The organism is Haladaptatus sp. HS23, from assembly GCF_056892285.1.
Genome location: NZ_JBXGLH010000006.1, coordinates 24,909 through 42,202, shown reverse-complemented (window position 1 = coordinate 42,202; position 17,294 = coordinate 24,909). Strand labels below are relative to the sequence as shown.

General features: G+C 49.1%; 15 protein-coding genes. 9 read left to right on the top strand and 6 right to left on the bottom strand.

Annotated features, from left to right (window positions below; all coding sequences use genetic code 11):
- Positions 1 to 138: 138 nt before the first annotated feature.
- Genes AC1XDK_RS16710 through AC1XDK_RS16695 form a run of 4 tightly spaced genes read left to right on the top strand, consistent with a single transcriptional unit; the run spans position 139 to position 4,065 of the window.
- Positions 139 to 1,536, top strand: coding sequence for an aromatic ring-hydroxylating oxygenase subunit alpha (locus tag AC1XDK_RS16710; RefSeq protein ID WP_483351100.1), 1,398 nt, complete (start codon positions 139 to 141; stop codon positions 1,534 to 1,536).
- Positions 1,533 to 2,057 carry an aromatic-ring-hydroxylating dioxygenase subunit beta gene (locus AC1XDK_RS16705; protein ID WP_483351099.1) on the top strand — a complete coding sequence of 175 codons (525 nt, stop codon included), beginning with the start codon at positions 1,533 to 1,535 and terminating at the stop codon, positions 2,055 to 2,057. The genes AC1XDK_RS16710 and AC1XDK_RS16705 overlap by 4 nt, the downstream gene beginning before the upstream one ends.
- Positions 2,054 to 2,524, top strand: coding sequence for a hypothetical protein (locus AC1XDK_RS16700; protein ID WP_483351098.1), 471 nt, complete (start codon positions 2,054 to 2,056; stop codon positions 2,522 to 2,524). The genes AC1XDK_RS16705 and AC1XDK_RS16700 overlap by 4 nt, the downstream gene beginning before the upstream one ends.
- 53 nt (positions 2,525 to 2,577) lie before the next feature.
- A complete protein-coding gene (locus AC1XDK_RS16695) occupies positions 2,578 to 4,065 on the top strand; it encodes an aldehyde dehydrogenase family protein (RefSeq protein WP_483351097.1) in 1,488 nt (495 codons plus the stop codon).
- A gap of 87 nt (positions 4,066 to 4,152) precedes the next feature.
- Here AC1XDK_RS16695 and AC1XDK_RS16690 read toward each other — a convergent pair whose 3' ends face one another.
- Positions 4,153 to 4,857, bottom strand: coding sequence for a metallophosphoesterase family protein (locus tag AC1XDK_RS16690; protein WP_483351096.1), 705 nt, complete (start codon positions 4,855 to 4,857; stop codon positions 4,153 to 4,155).
- 163 nt (positions 4,858 to 5,020) lie between these two features.
- Here AC1XDK_RS16690 and AC1XDK_RS16685 point away from each other — a divergent pair, with 163 nt between their 5' ends.
- Together AC1XDK_RS16685 and AC1XDK_RS16680 are read left to right on the top strand one after the other, a co-directional pair.
- Positions 5,021 to 6,937, top strand: a complete 1,917-nt coding sequence (locus AC1XDK_RS16685) for a PEP-utilizing enzyme (RefSeq protein ID WP_483351095.1) — start codon at positions 5,021 to 5,023, stop codon at positions 6,935 to 6,937.
- A 29-nt stretch (positions 6,938 to 6,966) separates the two neighbouring features.
- Positions 6,967 to 8,046, top strand: coding sequence for a PEP/pyruvate-binding domain-containing protein (locus AC1XDK_RS16680; protein WP_483351094.1), 1,080 nt, complete (start codon positions 6,967 to 6,969; stop codon positions 8,044 to 8,046).
- A gap of 227 nt (positions 8,047 to 8,273) precedes the next feature.
- Here AC1XDK_RS16680 and AC1XDK_RS16675 read toward each other — a convergent pair whose 3' ends face one another.
- Both AC1XDK_RS16675 and AC1XDK_RS16670 read right to left on the bottom strand, forming a co-directional pair.
- On the bottom strand, positions 8,274 to 9,035 hold the full coding sequence (locus tag AC1XDK_RS16675) for an IclR family transcriptional regulator (RefSeq protein ID WP_483351093.1): 762 nt from the start codon (positions 9,033 to 9,035) through the stop codon (positions 8,274 to 8,276).
- A gap of 901 nt (positions 9,036 to 9,936) precedes the next feature.
- Positions 9,937 to 11,271, bottom strand: a complete 1,335-nt coding sequence (locus tag AC1XDK_RS16670; RefSeq protein ID WP_483351092.1) for a CoA-binding protein — start codon at positions 11,269 to 11,271, stop codon at positions 9,937 to 9,939.
- A 601-nt stretch (positions 11,272 to 11,872) separates the two neighbouring features.
- Here AC1XDK_RS16670 and AC1XDK_RS16665 point away from each other — a divergent pair.
- On the top strand, positions 11,873 to 13,102 hold the full coding sequence (locus AC1XDK_RS16665) for an FAD-dependent monooxygenase (RefSeq protein ID WP_483351091.1): 1,230 nt from the start codon (positions 11,873 to 11,875) through the stop codon (positions 13,100 to 13,102).
- Positions 13,103 to 13,182: 80 nt separating this feature from the next.
- Here the strand turns inward: AC1XDK_RS16665 and AC1XDK_RS16660 are convergent, their stop codons facing one another.
- Positions 13,183 to 13,506: a hypothetical protein gene (locus AC1XDK_RS16660; RefSeq protein ID WP_483351090.1), complete on the bottom strand. Its 324-nt coding sequence runs from the start codon at positions 13,504 to 13,506 to the stop codon at positions 13,183 to 13,185.
- A gap of 111 nt (positions 13,507 to 13,617) precedes the next feature.
- Entirely contained in the window at positions 13,618 to 15,132 is a 1,515-nt protein-coding gene (locus tag AC1XDK_RS16655; protein ID WP_483351089.1) for a class I adenylate-forming enzyme family protein, read from the bottom strand.
- A gap of 392 nt (positions 15,133 to 15,524) precedes the next feature.
- On the opposite strand from AC1XDK_RS16655, the gene AC1XDK_RS16650 reads away from it, so the two are divergent.
- On the top strand, positions 15,525 to 15,782 hold the full coding sequence (locus AC1XDK_RS16650) for a hypothetical protein (RefSeq protein WP_483351088.1): 258 nt from the start codon (positions 15,525 to 15,527) through the stop codon (positions 15,780 to 15,782).
- Positions 15,783 to 15,785: 3 nt separating this feature from the next.
- Positions 15,786 to 16,187: an acyl-CoA thioesterase gene (locus AC1XDK_RS16645; RefSeq protein ID WP_483351087.1), complete on the top strand. Its 402-nt coding sequence runs from the start codon at positions 15,786 to 15,788 to the stop codon at positions 16,185 to 16,187.
- Positions 16,188 to 16,420: 233 nt separating this feature from the next.
- Here the strand turns inward: AC1XDK_RS16645 and AC1XDK_RS16640 are convergent, their stop codons facing one another.
- On the bottom strand, positions 16,421 to 17,263 hold the full coding sequence (locus AC1XDK_RS16640) for a polyprenyl synthetase family protein (RefSeq protein ID WP_483351086.1): 843 nt from the start codon (positions 17,261 to 17,263) through the stop codon (positions 16,421 to 16,423).
- Between the last annotated feature and the right edge of the window lie 31 nt (positions 17,264 to 17,294).

The window sequence follows — 17,294 nt, the reverse complement described above, 5'->3', positions numbered from 1 at the left end:
CCATGTACATGACTTACGGCCCATACGTAATATATCTTGGCACTATATGATACACCTAACTAAATATGGGGAGAATAGATTACAAATGTGTTTCTCCACCCATATATTTAAATATCTCCCGCTCAAACGACAGTGTGTATGATGGTAGATGACATACCAGCGAAGACGGCAGAAGCCCTCCGAGAGGCAAGGGAGGCTTTGGATGAGGGTCGTTTCCCACTTCAGTTGCTCCAGGACGATGGCCTCCACGAGCTCGAAGTTGAACGGCTCTTCAGTCAGTCATGGGTGTTCATCGGACATGAGTCCGAAATTCCAGAGCCAGGTGACTATGTTCGTCGGTACATCGGCGACGATCCATTCATCTTCGTCCGTGATGAAAGTGGAGAAATCAACCTGCTGTTCGATAGCTGCCGTCATCGCGGGACACAAGTATGTCGCGCTGAACAGGGCAATACATCCCACTTCAGGTGCCCATATCATGGATGGACGTACAAGAACAACGGTGATGCGGCTGGGATTCCACAGAAGACCAAAGCCTTCCAGGCACTCGACCGAGAGGAACATGGTCTCGTCCACGTACCGCGCCTTGAATCCTACGAGGGACTTGTGTTCGCGTCGATCGATGAGGACGTCCCGCCACTTGAAGTATGGTTAGGTGACTATAAGTGGTACCTAGACATCCAGTTAAACCTGCCAGAAGGCGGAATGGAAGTTGTAGGCGAACCTCATCGGTGGGTAATCGATGCAAACTGGAAAACTATTGCAGACAATTTCAACGGCGACAGCTATCATACGGCATGGGCACACGGTTCAGTCGTCGACCTTGAGCTTGGGGGTGAAGAGACTGTCGGACATGCTGGAACTGGAGAAAGTATAGACCACCACATCCACTGTGACGGTCATACGACGAGCATTCGTGGATTCGAAGATGAAGACGTGTTCCTGACGTATCCAGACGAAATCGTAGAGGATCTGTTCACTAGTGATGAGCTGTCTGAGGCACAGTGGCAGGTCGCTCGCCAAGCGCTCTCGTTTACCGGAGCAATATTCCCTAACTTTGGATTCCTGCATTTCGGGGACACGACGGATGATCCAAATAGGGATGTCGCGCCATTCTTCACGATTCGAAAGTGGCGGCCACTCGGTCCCGATAAAATGGAACTTTGGAGTTGGGGACTAGTACCGAAGAACGCGCCGGAGTCGTTCAAAGAGCGAATGTACAAGATGTACACAGCGAATTTCGGACCAACTGGCAACTTCGAACAGGACGACGTTCCTATTTGGAAGAGCATCACCGAAGCGGCTGGTGGTCAGTTTGCTCGAACCCAGGATCTACAATTGAACTACCAGATGGGACTAGATTGGATGAGTGAGATGGCACTCGATGAGGACTGGGAAGGTCCTGGATTCGCCTACTCAGAGAACTTAGAAGAAGGCGGTATGCGGCTCTTCCACGAACAGTGGTACGAGATGATCGCTGGCAACGACCGGGAAGAAGCACTCGGGACTCCAATGAACGTAGAGGTAGAGCCATGAAATTCAGTGAACGAGAAGACGAAATTAAGGAACTCCTCGTCGAACGGGAAGTTCGGCAGTTCCTCAACCACGAAGCGGAGTTACTCGACGCCAGAGAACTTCACGATTGGTTCGATCTCATCGCCGAGGATATTACCTATCACATGCCGCGTCGACTAATGCGGGAGAATACCGCGGGCGTCTTCAGCGGCAATAGCTATCATTTTAACGAAGGCTATGGATCATTGAAGGCTCGCGTTATGCGGTTTGATTCAGAATATGCGTGGGCAGAGCGTCCACCGACGCGGACCGAACGGTATGTGACAAATGTTGTCGTTACTGATTACAACGATGAGGTGATCGACGTCGAAAACAACCTTCTTGTCTACTTGAGTCGCGGTGACAGCGAGAAGCATAACTTCTATTCGGCCAAGCGAGAGGACAGACTGCGGCGAGACGGTAGTTCCTTCGAGATTGCTGATAGGAAAATCCTGCTTAACCAAACAGTCCTTAGCACAGATAATATATCGATCTTCCTATGAATGACCGAACAGCAGACAGTCAGTACGTCGATATTGTCGATGAGACGGTGCTAAGTGACGGTACAACAAACGTCACTGTTCGTCACATAAAAACACCAAAGGGAGAGCGATTAGAGGTGCGGTCAGCAACCAACGCCATTCGAATCGATGCGATGGGACTTGAGAGCCTCTCATGGCAAGATCAGGAAGTGTTCGACGAGTTCCTCGGGTATGAGTATGAGTTTCCAGTCAGTTTGGAGACCGACGCTGAAGTCGTTACCGAGTTCGTCATCAGTAATGAGTACGCTGACGTCATCGTTCGCGTTCTCGACACGCTCAACGGCGACCGGCTCGTACTCAAGGCGCCTAAGAAACGGTTTGGTCTACAAGCGGACACAACGTGTCTCAGAGCACTTACCGAGCAAGACAACGGTATCTTCTCGGGATTTCTGGAGACGCCACACGGTCCAGATGGCCATACACATTGAATGCAGTTGGAAAGACAAGATTTCACAACTCTCATAATGGTAAATTAACTTTTATGAACGAAGAACACGATACTAAAGTCGAATTCACGATTGATGCAGATTGGAACAGCCTGTATGTTAACGGTGAGTGGTGGTCACCATCCAATCGAGAAACCATCGAAGTAGAAAATCCATCTACTCAAGAAATAATTAGTGAAGTCCCGGCAGCGACCGCTGCTGATGTCAATGAAGCGTACGCAGCAGCAGTCAGCGCACAAGAGGAGTGGAAGACCGAACTCCCACAAGTACGTGGCGAGATCATTGAGGATGTCCAGCAACTCATCAAAGACAATCACGAGAAACTCACCGAACTCTTGGCGATCGAATCGGGGAGTGCCCGTCCAAAGGCAGCTCGAGAGTTCACGTCGACAGGTGAGATGATGCGCGACGTCGTGACCTATCCGTTTCGCATGTCGGGGGATCACAGCCAATCGAAGATCGCACACAAGGAAAACATCGTTAAACGCGAGCCGATTGGCGTGGTGACTGTCATTTCTCCTTGGAACTTCCCGTTTCAGCTTTCATTGCGTGCAGTCGCGCCGGCGATTGCACTGGGGAATGCCGTGGTACTCAAACCTGCGACTGAGACTCCGATCAGTGGTGGACTGCTCATCGCACGTCTCTTTGAAGAAGCTGGCCTTCCCGACGGTGTTTTGAACGTTGTTACCGGACACGGGTCGGAAATCGGAGATCATGTCGCATCGCACCCCGATTTGTCTGCTGTCGCATTTACTGGGTCGACACAGATTGGACAGCGCGTCGCGAAAAACGCGGCTGAACGACTTGCGCTACCAGCGATGGAACTCGGCGGCAACAATCCCCATGTCGTTTTAGATGACGCTGATCTCGGGCAAGCCGTTGATGCGGGTATCTTCGGGTCGTTCATGCATCAGGGACAGATATGCATTTCGATCAACCGGCATCTTGTCCATGAATCACTGTATGACGACTATGTCGACCGATTTATCGACCGAGCGGCGGCGCTTCCGGTCGGCGACCCACTTGATGACGAGACCATCGTCGGGCCAGTCATCAACGAATCAGAACGGGATACTATCCTTGAGTACATCGATCGGTCAGTCGAAGCGGGTGCCTCACTAGAACTTGGCGGGACTGCAGACGGATTGTTCGTTACGCCGACTGTACTCTCAAACATGGACAACCATATGGCTGCCGCCTGCAACGAACACTTCGGTCCAGTAGCACCGATTATCCCATTCGAGACTGACGAAGAAGCCATCGAACTGGCAAATGCGACGGAATACGGTCTTGCTGGATCTGTCCATTCAACGTCTATCTCGCGAGCTCGAGCAATCGCTGACGAAATTGATGTTGGAATGGTTCACATTAATGATCAACCGATCAACAACGAACCGCATGTCCCGTTCGGCGGAACCAAAGCATCGGGGATGGGACGGTACAATGGTGAGTGGATTATCGATGAATTCACTGAGCCTAAATGGACCTCGATTCAACACGAACCTCGGGAATACTCATTCTAAAGTGGTATTGACTAATCACAATTGTGATTATCGCTAACTTTCTCTTGGGACATTTGAGGTAAGGGACAACCCCGCCAACATTCTGAGTTACTCGACGGAGTCCTCAACTGAACGTTTTGTCCGGCCAAACACCAATTCTCCATTGTCGAGCCCTTCGACCAGTACTTGCGGTAGTTCGTATTCCTCGATTCGTGCCTGCACCTGCTCTTTTGGATATTTAACCCGGCACAAGTCGACGGTTCCTAAATCGAGATCGGCTACAGCATATGCTGCCCGCCAGTCTCCATCCCGTGGGAGCCCGACACTACCTGGGTTGATGACAATGCCTTCTTTGAACTCTGATTTTGCCTGCATGTGCGTATGTCCGAGGACGAGAACCGATTCCTTTCCGAGAAGCGTGGCTCTGAAATCTTCAGGGTATGTATAGTTATTTGGCCTTTCAGGCGCACCGTGGGCAACGTGTATGCGTCCGTCGTATAGATCCAATTCGAGTGGTAACTTCTCGAGATAGGCTAATTCGTCAGCTCCAAGACGATTGGTCGTCCAGAGTGCTACAGCCTTCGGAATGTCATGGAAGTTGTCGTAGAAGTCGCCCAGAACCGCCCTGTCGTGGTTACCTTGGATCGAGATAATATCGTAATCCTGAAATGTCGCGATGACATCCTTAGGATACGGTCCGTAGCCAACGACATCTCCTGCATGGACGTAGCTGTCCACATCAGGCATATCGTCAAGAACGGCAGCTAGCGCAGGACTATTGCCATGAACGTCACTGAGGAGTCCAATTTTCATATGCAGTATTGTATTCGTACTGTGTTTAACGTTTCCCTCGAATAGTGTTCTGTATTGTATTCTGGGGCAATAGGATACAGTAGACTGATATCACCGCCATATACATTACGTAATAAGTTACTGTACGATAGTTATAAATACTCGCAGTACGCACGATGTTACCATGGGTACTGACGGAGAGCCCGCACCAACAGAACGAGCCGGACAGAGTACCAACAAAATACGTGATCGATTCCCATTTGCCGGAGAAATAGAGTTACCTGATGAGCTTGAGGGTTGGGAGGAAATGTATCCAGAGTACTTCCGGTTCGAATTGACCGATGACCGGGCGGCCTATGAGCGTGACCGATTTTGGTTCTGGGATAAGAAAGACACCACAGAGCCGCTTATGCCATGGGATATGACGATTAGTGCTCAAGCGTGGCAGATCGCGATGGCACAGAACACGAGCCGTGTGTTCGCGATCCCTCCATCGATGTCGGTCGACATTCGCGTAATCGCTGGCTACGCGTACTTCACTGGCATCCAGGTGGAAGACGGGGATCTTCTACAAGAACGCGCCGAGATATTCAAGGAACGAAGCGAGTACTACTACGAGAACTACGACGCACTGTACAATGGTGTTTGGCTTCCTGCCGTAAAGGAGATTGGCGACAAAATTCAGTCACTAGAGGTACCCGATAAACTACCTGACTACGTTTCCGACAACGTCATTACTGAAGCAAAGGGTCAAAGTACCCAAACATTGGAAGTGATTCAGAGCTACAATCGACTCACTGAACTTGCACTTGAGGGATGGCAACGCCATTTCGAGTTTTTATATCTTGCTTATCTAGCGTACATGCAATTCACCGAAACAAGTCGTGAACTGTTTCCAGACATCTCCGATGACGCCATTGGGAAGATGGTCTCTGCGGTGGAGGCAGACGTCTTCCGTCCCGACCAGGAACTTGACAAACTGGCTCACAAAGCACTCGAACTCGGGGGCGACGTGCCCGAGATTCTTAAATCAGATTGGGATCCAGACGAGAAAACCGAACGGCTCCGAGCTAGCGAGCAAGGACAAGTGTTCATGGAGTTGTTTGATGATGTCAAGGATCCCTGGTTCTACATGACCTATGGTGATGGTTTCCATAGCTATAAGGGATCATGGATCGACGATTTAGAAGCCCCATTTAACCATCTCCAAGCCAAGATTGAGCGGCTGGAATCGGGTGAATCGCTTGGTCGGGATTTCGAGGCACTGCAGGCAGACCGTGACGCCATCGTCGATGAGTACCGACAGTATCTTGATCCAGAAGAGCGTGAGAAGTTCGACCATGCTTACGAAACCTGCATGGAGATCTACGAGTACGCTGAGAATCATCAATTTTGGATCGAAAATTGGCTTCACACCATTGTCTTCGGTAAAATTCGTGAGTTTGGTCAATTTGCTGTCAATCACCAGATGCTTGAAAATGCCGATGACATCTTCCTATTCGACCGGTTCGAGGTAGCTCAGCTGATCGAAGAAGTGTGTGAAACATGGGCACTCGGTGAAGGGGCATTTATTTCCAAGCGGTGGCAGGTCCGAGCAGACGACCGGCGAGAGATATTTGAGGCTGCCAAGGACTGGGAACCATCACCAGCACTGGGTGAACCCCCTGAAGCAGTCACGGACCCCCTCATGCAGATGTTATGGGGTATCACTACTGAGAAGGTCACCGGATGGCTCGACATCGAGTCAAAGACTGGCGACGAGTCTGTGCTTGAAGGCTTCGGCTCCTCTTCTGGCCAAGCCGAAGGAAGGGCACATGTATTCAAGGGTGCAAAGAATATCGACGAATTGGAGGAGGGTGAAATTCTCGTGGCTCCACTCACAAATCCGGCGTGGGCCCCAGTATTCCCGCGTGCGAAAGGAGCCATCACCGACGATGGTGGGATCACGAGCCATGCCGCTATTGTCTGTCGGGAATACGGTCTTCCTGCTGTAACTGGAACCGGTCATGCGACATCGATCATTGAAACTGGTGATTTGGTTCGTCTCGACGGCGAAACAGGTATGGTTGAAATCGTAGAGAAAGCAGAGTCGCCACAATAAACAAAAATCCCAATAACCAAAAATAAACGATGGACAATTCACCATATACACTGCAATTTGATGCGATGGACTGCAACAAAGAGAATGTCATTCTTGTCGGCGGAAAGAATGCATCACTCGGAGAATTGATGACTATTGGAGACTCTGTTCAAGTACCGCCCGGTTTCGCCGTGACAACGGCATTTTACGAGGCGTTTATTGACGACCAGAACCTCGGCGAATACATTACCAACCGTCTTGCAGAGGCCAATTTTGGGGACGATGCATCCGTCGCTGAAGCGAGCAAAGCAATCAGGTCGCATATCCTTAACGCGCAATTCCCGGCATTTCTCGAAGGAGATCTGGAGTCATCTTGGACGCAATTACAAGAGAATAACCAGCCAGATAATTTTCAGGTAGCCGTACGATCCTCAGCAACGGCCGAAGACCTACCTGACGCTTCTTTTGCTGGCCAGCAGGATACCTATCTCAATGTGGATGAATTTGAGCAGGTCAAACAGCGTACGAAGGAATGTATGGCAAGCTTGTTCACTGCCCGTGCAATCTCGTATCGTGAAGAGAATGGCTTCGACCACAACGAGGTATTGATTAGCGTTGGTATCCAGAAGATGGTCGATGCGCGTTCCTCTGGCGTCATGTTCACAGTGAACCCCGCGAACGGGGATCGATCAAAGGTTCGAATCGAATCGAACTGGGGCCTTGGCGAGGCTGTCGTAAGTGGGGAAGTAACACCGGATAGTTTCCTTGTTGACAAACCAGTATACAAGATTGTCGACCGAACCATTCCGGACAAGCAGATCATGATAAAGCCAACCGACGATGGAACCCAGAAAGTTCCCGTTGAAGAAGATCGCAAGGACCTGCCGTCATTGACCGCAGATGAAATCATCGGTCTCACGGATATTGCTAAAGAAATCGAACAACATTACGGTGAACCACAGGACATTGAGTGGGCGATAGAGGAAACGGGTGACGAGACATATTTCTACGTCCTCCAGAGCCGACCAGAAACGACGTGTCACAAAGATTCCGAGACGGTGGATGCTCAGCGCAATGCGTCCAAGGCAGGTGGTCAGAGCACGGCAGATAGTATTTTGGACCACTTGTAGCTTCGACGAACTTTCTTCTGTCTGTCACAGCTCACTACTCGTTATTACGTCGAACCGCAATACCAATGTTCGCCCATTAATTTTGAGGATATCACATCGTTGGAGATAGTGGATAATTCGACGAAAATACTACTAAAAGCCAATTGAGAGAGTATTGAACTAGGAATACAACTATGGCTATAATGGTGGACAATAGGTGATAGAATCAAGCATCCGGTCAATTATCGCTACTTTCTATACTTATAATTTATCGATATTGTACTTGAGGCCTCACGAACTCTCTGTTGGAGTTGATCTTGGTATGTTTCATTTTGGACACGGTCACTCGGCGCAAGGATACCAACAGCTCCCAATATATCGTTATCCACGAGAATAGGAGCAGCGACGACGCCCATACCTCTGACCTGTTGATCCCAGTCGACAGCATACCCATCTTCCCGGATATGTTGAAGTTCTTTCTTAAGAGTTTTAACACTTGTGATCGAATCATCAGTCATCGAATCTAACCCGTGCAGATCAATAATCTCGTTAACGCGGGTTTCAGGAAGGTGCGCCAGGATCGTCTTTCCAGAAGCATGAGTATGAAGCGGTGTCCGCATCCCAGGATACATACCAAGGCTCAGGGCTTGCTCACCACGTTCGTGATGGAGAATAATTGCTCGTCCGTTGTCCTCGACGTTTATGTCCGCCACTTCACCGGTCTCTGAGACTATCTGCTGGAGTTCAGTCTGTGCAACTCTGAATAATCGACTCCGGTATTTGACTCTCGCACCAATGGTGAGCGGCTTATAACTTAACTGATATTCTCCATCAATCCGCTTTATGTATCCCATCGACTGTAGAGTTTGGAGATAATCGTAAATGGTACTTTGTGGGATATCCAACTGTGCAGCGAGTTCCACTGGAGTAGCACTGGATTGACTCCAAAGAATTTCAATAATCTCTAACGCTTTTTGGACTGTCTTGAGTGAGGGTGCTTTGTGTGACATATGATTATACTATTGAATAGACTACTTGGAGTTTGCGATTATCTCGAAATAGATCGCTATACAATCTCTCCTTTGACATATATAGTTGATATAAATCTTAAACCAATGCATTTTACTGGTAATGGCCACACTCTATGAAAGGAGAGATGATGACGGTTGTAAGTATTATCTCATAGTAGATGTGTAGTTGCGATATAGTCGCAAATAGGGAAGGAGGAGAAGAATAAAGACAATGACCATATATTTGTATAGTCGTGGTATCTCTAATACAATTTCTGCATCTCTTCTCTTGATTCAACATTAAATGGTATGATACAAATTCATCCTTGTATAACGTAATTACTTTCAATGCGGCTAATTCTGAGAGCAACTAGCTGACCGAAAATTAGAGTGATTCACCTAAGGCTAACAAGTGCATTACAATATTAGATATGTAATGGGATGTTTTGATGGGTATCGTCCGCGGGAAATTAACTGTCGTATACTGCTTAGCCTTATATTTGCTACCACTAATTTCGATTATTTCGCAAAACGCTCTATCAAATCAGGAACAGCAGAGGTCGGTCCACTTACATAGACAGGGTGGTTCTATCACAGATTAGACAACAATTTTGTCGACAGTGGTCTCCGACTGGTCTATTGGAAGATCGCGACCGTTTTCTGTCAACCGATGAGTCAACTGTATGATAACCAGATATAACCGATCAATATTGATGTACCCTGGAATACTATTGGTTCATGACCGTCAACCTTGTAATGAGTAAATAGATAGCAAAACCTTGGCAGACGTCACCGTTCCATTTCAGTATCAATACTTAGTGGCGACAGTGTTTCTTCGAACAGATCAGTAGGATTCATATCCACTACCTGCACGACCGCTTCATCTTTAACACTGCGCTCATTAATCATCTGAGACCGAGTCGATGAGCGCTGCAACAGCTTGCGCCCCACGTTCTGGTGTATTGAATGTAGGGATCCCGACGTTCTCCATCTGCCGTCGTTCATCCTCAAGGGCATGGTCGGGGCCAGCAACCGTGAAAAGAATCGGTTTATCCACCTCGGTCGCAAGTGTCGCCAGTTCGTCGACTGGATAGCCCAACGAATCTTCGTATATCTCATAGACAAGGACAACATCAATGTGATTATCACGCGCAACGGCATCGACAGCTTCCCCGAACTCCGGCATTGGGCGACTGGTATCAACAGGATTGTCCGTATACGTGATCCCAGGAAGGATGTCATCTAATCGTTCTTGTGTCTCTTTGGTCAATTTCGGGAAGTTGGCGTCTGTTCCCTTGAGTATATCTGTGATAATGATTCCTGGTCCGGCCTGGGCCGTCACGATCCCTACATTTTTACCATTAGGTGTCGGCGAGTCAGCTAGGGCTCTACCAGCATCAAGCAATTCAGTGGTCGAAGACACAGTCACTAAGCCGGGGTGATTGAACCCATCCTCATAAATCGCATTTTCCTGTGTTGGAGCCGCTGTGTGTGCTTTGGCGAGATCAGCAATATCATGCTTACCAACTTTGTATGCAACAATTGGGGTGTCCGACTCCCGACAGGATTTGAGGAGTGCACCAATGTCCTCTGTCCCTTCAACGTGCATGACGATTGCATCAGTTTTCGGGTCGGTGTCGAGCAGTGGGATAACGTCGGCGAATTCGGTGTTCATCCGATTCCCAAGACCGAACATCGCTGAGATACCATATCCTTCACGGGTTAGCTGGAATGACATTGTAATGCCGACGCCAGCACTCTGGGTGACGACGCCAATATTCCCGGACTTGACATCGCGAATTCGGGGAACAAACGACCCATATAGATCTTTGTGAGGGATCGCATATCCTGCCGTATTTGGTCCGAGAACGGTAATATCATACTCGGCTGCGGTCGCCGTGATTTCCGCTTGGAGTTCACGTCCCATATCACCGGCTTCGGCAAATCCACCAGCGAAGATTACAGCAGCATTGATGCCCGCTTCGCCACATTCTGTAAGCACGTTTGGCTGTAGGTGTCTTGGAACACAACAGAGTGCTAAGTCCGCGTTGGTTTCGTGGACCGAGTCGACAAATTCGTATCCGAAAACAGCTCCCGAACTCGATGGATTAACGGGGTAAATGTTAGCGTCGTACGCTTCGATATTTGACATCGCGTCATTCCCAAGCTTTCCCGGTGTTTTCGATGCTCCGATAACGGCAATACCGTCTGGGTCAAAGAAGTCTGTCACACCCATATTGGGATAGACCAAGTGTTGTACCATAAGTTTCCGGGTTTTGCTGTACTGTTTTCCGAGCGCCACCGTTTTATTGAGCGTTGATCTTTTAATGCTCACCACGAGTCATGGTCTATATATAATACTAGTTGGATGAAATTCCCACGATGCCAGTAGCGTTCGATAGCCAGTCGCCTCTTTCTCACTATGACTCTCAGGGTGATAACTACGGGAGCACGTATGCGTGTGTTTTTATGCGTATTGGAGGTACGTCATTATCAAGAGATGTGCCAACGAGTGAATTCTTGCATTATACCGCCCATTACGTTCCGATCACCAGGATCTGGCAGGTGAAAATATCAGAATGTATGGAGAATGTCCCTCGTTAAGTTCGCCGAGAACCGTCTCGGAGCTGTCGGTATTGTTTTGCTCTGTGAACGAGTGGATAGAACGAATTGAATCTTCACGAGTTGAGAATAACGACGATGCCTACTTGTCCAGATCTAGTTCTAATCAAATGAGTCCTACAAGCACCACCGACTGATAGCACGTTGACCTCGTAATAGTCTCGTACAATACTGTGACCACAACTGTTATCATGATTTACTCCAATGATATGATTATGAGCGGTAATACGACAGCAGCGCCAGTATTGATAGCCGGCGCAGGTCCAGTTGGGATATCTACAGCATTAGCACTACACGCACGTGGTGTGGAGACAACGATACTCGAAGCCGAATCCAAAGATCGCGACCGGTCCGGGAGTCGTGCCATCTACGTCCACGGATCAACACTCCGAACACTCGAACGAATTCATCCTGGACTTGGAACTGATCTCGTTGCCGAAGGGCTCGTCTGGCCAACGAGACGAACTCTTTTCCGTGGAAAAGAAGTGTTCAGTCGAACGTACGACTCGCCCGGTGGTTCCGGTGATATTCCTCACTTCACCAGTATCCCACAGGTCGTAACTGAAGACTACATGCACCACGCATTAGACGAAGCCGGCATCGATATCCACTGGGACGCTGAAGTAGAGACAGTGGAGACGTCCCCCAATGGAGTCGAGATCGAAACAACCGACAATCGTGAATGGACGGGGAAATTCTTGGTCGGTGCTGACGGCGGTGGATCAACCGTCCGAAAGGAAATCGGCGCGAATTTTGATGGTGACCAGTCCGAGAACGCCTTCATCATTGCAGACGTCGCGGAAGTCGAAAATGATCCACATCCGAACGAACGACTGTTCCATTATGATGCTCCAGCCGCTGATGGACGGAATGTGTTGCTTGTTCCCTTTTCTGGTGGTTGGCGGCTCGACATTCAGTGTATCGAGGGTGACGACCCTGAAGAACTTTGCAGCGATGAACGAATGCGTGAATTCGTCCGCGATATAATGGGTGAGCGCTATGCAGACAATCTAGAGTGGGTCTCGAGCTATTATTTCCTCCAAGTGATGGCGGATACGTTCGTAGACGAACATCGTCGAGTGTTACTTGCAGGAGAAGCAGCCCATTTGTTGGCACCATTCGGTGCTCGCGGAATGAACTCCGGGATTGCCGATGCAGATGAGGCAGCCTCGGCTATCGCAGCCGCAATTAACGCTAAGACCGATGCGGTAATCCGCGATGAGGTTGAGATGTATGCTGCTCGTCGTGAGACGGCCGCTGAATTCAACCTCAATGCTGCCGGTCAGGCCCTGGAATACCTCCAAGGCGATAATCCAACGACAATTCTTCGAAAAGAGGCAGCCGCCACCTTGGCAGATCACTTCGAAACCGCTGGTGAGTGGCTTGATGATGCTCCGTACGGTCCTCACGGAAATCCGCCAATCATCTCGACGGGAAACTACTGAATCACAGCCAGCAGTCACGGTTTCGAAGACAGATGGCAACATTGCCTAACTCTATCCGTAGATAACAAAGTATAGTGTTCTTATTCCAATTGCAATTTTTTAGCGACCCAGTGATCCCGGGCAGCCATCACCAGTGATTTCTCATTATCGAAATCGGTTGTTTCGGCTACGAACTCATCCCATTCCCTGTGAGACACTCGATCGAGTTCGGCGGCGGAACGGGCGTTACTGGGGCTTGCTGCGACCAGCTCATCGAATGAGTCGAACCTGGTGTGGTTTCGGATAAACGTTGTATCAAACAAGTCGGTGATGGAAATCTCCTCATCGCGGTCATACACAGTATCAACATCTGGGATATCCTCACGCTGTTCTGTAGCTGCTTCAAGATCTATCTCTTGAACCATAGTCTCAATTGTTATCGAAACCATGTAAATCCATATCATTATTGACCGCTCTCAGATATAAGATTGGCATCCAGACTGCAGCGGTCAGCTCAAATGTTCAGTGTGATTGTCTCAGGGGAGTTTATAGCGGAGTATTTTTCCACTTGGATTCCGAGGGAGTTCGTCGAGAAACTCGTATGCTCGTGGCCGTTTGAAATTCGCTAAGGAATCATTGCTTGTACACCACTCTTCAAGGTCGTTCGAGGTTAGATCATCGTCAGCGACAACGAACGCCTTAACACGTTCTCCCCACTCGCCGTCTGGAATCCCAACAACGCCAACATCTCGAATTTTGGGATGGGAAATGAGGATATTTTCCACATTTGCAGGATGTATGTTCTCGCCGCCGCTAATGATCATATCGTCAGTTCGACCGGTTATAACGATATTCCCTTCGTCTGTTTCACAGGCTGCGTCACCGGTGAAGAACCAACCGTCATGAATGACTTCCTCGGTGTGTTTCGGCTTGTTCAGGTATCCGTCAAAAGAGAGTGGCGATTCTGTATTGACAATAAGTTCTCCTTCTTCACCTTGCTCAACCTCATCGTTGGGATCGTTACCTAGGTTGACAATTCGTGTCTCGTAGAAAACGTTTGCTGGTCCCGTTACTCTCGGATCGTCATTCTCATCCAGTCCTACGTGTGCAGTTGTACCGAACGCTTCGGTCGTCCCATATAGATTTGCAATGTGATCTGGATCAAAGACGTCAACGACGTTTTTGAAGAGCTCTGAACTCATCGGTGCCCCCGAGTACCCTATTGCTCGAACACTGCTGACGTCGACTTCATTTATTGCATCAGTAGCGAGATATTGACTGAAGATTGTCGGTGCTTCATGAAGAGCAGTAACCTCCCACTCTGGGATGGCTTCAACACACCGTTCCGGATTGAATTTCGGCATACAGAGATATGTTCCGGACACGCTCAGAACGTTACAGAGAATACCGTGAAGTCCGACGGTATGATACAGCGGCATTATGCCGATCAGCGTTTCGTCGAGATAATATCGCTGGCCCATAGCGTTGACCAACGTTCGAGTAGTCGTTGCACGATGATCCAATGGAATTCCCTTCGGGTCGCCGGTCGTCCCGGAACTATAAAGGATGACACTCGGATCGTCAGCAGATACATTGATATCAGGCATATCTGCCGGCACATCGAGGAGTGAGGTGAACGGCTTCGCAACAGACGTCTCTTCATCTCCAACATAGAAGAGGTCACAGCCGATTGAATCGACCGCCATCCGTACTGATTCTGCTGACAAAGTGTCGTACAACAATGTGTCTACATTTGAATCATTGACGTGGTAAGTGACTCCATCGGCAGTCTCTCTGAAGTTGAATAGAACTGGGACGGCACCGATAAACTGAGTTGCAAGAAAGGTCATGACTGTTTCCGGACGGTTCCCCATACAGACCGCTACTCTATCACCGTGACCAATACCATGCTTCCGTAACCCATTGGCGAGCGAATATACATGATCAGACAGCTCTTGGTACGTCAGTTTCCGTCCTGATTCGAGATTTACGACGGCAACCGTGACGGGTGTTCGGGCAACGGATTGACGGAATAGTTGCGATAAGAGCATACATGTTATTAGAGAGCATGGATCACATAAAGTTCTGGGTCTACAGCTGAAAGCCAATAGGAGAGAACTCACTCTACCAAATGTGGGATTTGATCTGCAAAACAAGTTCGAGTTTCAATGAGTGTCATCGTCGAACGGTCGCCTACGTTGCGAGTACAGAAACAATGCACCTACCGTACCGAGCCCAATGGGTAGTGAAATCCGGGTCTAATCGAGGTCCGGTATCGAAAACACAATGATAGTCGACTAACGGCTCATCTCCGGATCTGTATAGGTGCCGAATTGTGCTTGCTATATTCTGAGAGCATCGGAATGACCAGCTCCTTGGAAAAATGATTTGTCGATGCGCGTAAAACCATTACACAGGTATGATATTAGAGAGCCAATCCGACGTGTACGATGAGGTTGTTCATCGAAATAATGCCACTCCATTCCATATCCTCTCACTTAACGAGGAAAGGCTGATATTAGCGGATACTGGATTCGAAGACGTGATCGAAGCTAATGCACAAATGCTTGCTGGTGCGTTACATGGCGTCAGTGGTCTTGTTCGTAATAACGATGCCACCACAGAAGCCGACATCGACTATCGGTTGGAAACAGGTATTGAAACCGTAGCATCAAATCAATTCGTTCTTGGGGGTAAATAACGGATGTATGAACGAATCTGGACCGTACGATTTTCGGACACGGATCCCTTTGGCATAGCTCACTACCCCCGAATCGTCGATGCTATACACGAAACATCCGATATGTTCATGGAAGAAATCGGGTGGCCATTCTGGGAAATTACTGAGGAACACGGATTTGGATTGCCGCTCGTAGACATGAACTTCGAGTTTGAAAATCCAGTTGAGGCAGGGGACGACGTCACTATCGAATTAACACCAACACTTGGAAATAGAAGCGTACGCCTTGAGTACGTCGCTCGCTGTGATGGCGAAGTGGCGTTCTCTGGGTACGAACAACGCGTCTGCGCTCGTATCGGCGCTGAGGGCGCGATAGAGATCCCTGACGACCTGCGGATAGCGATGGAAGAGTACGTCGAAGATTGACTAGTTCTGCTGGCACTTCGTGTCTGCCTCTTTTTGTGAGTGGGTAAGTATAATACTTTAGATAATAAGGTTTTGAGAAGCCCTCTAGCAAGTCGCCCCGAACAGCGCCATACACTCGTCTTCAGGGGAGTGATCGCCGGTCATTGACTGCGTCGACTAGTGGTTGACGAACGGTAAATCGATGTCATATGTCGGAATACGATTTTCTCCAACCCGCGGCTGATGCGACTCCATCAGGATCCTTCCTCGTTCTCGTCGCCGTTCTCGTCGACGGTTGTGACGAACATCATCGAATCATCTGTATCAACGAGGGCTCGAAGCATCGTCACGTCTACAGTTTTAGACAGCGAATTGAGAGCTTTCTCTGCTTTGTTTCGCCAGTGTTTCGCACGTTCACAAAGTTGACCCTCGTTCAAAATGGGAGGTACAACCATGAGTTCCGCCGAATCAACTTCGAGAACACGGTAGATCTGTCGTGCCGTGCTGAACCCCCGCCCAACGCGTGCCACCTTTCCTCGGTGAGTCAATCCAACGCCAGCCAGCGACGCTCCAAGGATCGCGGCACCCTCGCCAAGACTTCCTGCTGTCCGGTCGATAAACGACGACTGATCGGAATCTAGTGGCGGAGATGATGTATAGGTGAGAGCAAACGCTTCAGTGATTGTCTCGAGGAGGTTGGCAAGTTCTTCGATACTCCTTTGATGAGCGGAATGGGGAGTCGAACTGAGTGTGGTAAACGCTGTGGTATAGAGGTAATCTCCGGCCAAAAGAGCTGTCGAGGGATCCAATGTGAGCGAGTGAGCGAATTTATCTGTAAGCTGGATAAAAAGCCGACTCCGGAGACGAATGTACCCACGGAGCAGTTCAATTGCGGTGGCAGCGGAAAGGATAGTCTCGACATCTGGAGAATCTGTCAGCGTTGCATGTACGTTCACAACGAGTTGGCCGTACCACCTGTCGTCCGGTTCATTGATAGCCTCGCGAGCGAGACGTACTTCATGTTCATCCACGTCGCTGAGAACTCGGTCGAGTTGTGCGTCAATTTTAGACTGTTGATCAATCTCTGAATGGGTCATAGTCATCAATCTTCGTCTGCAGGGACCCCTG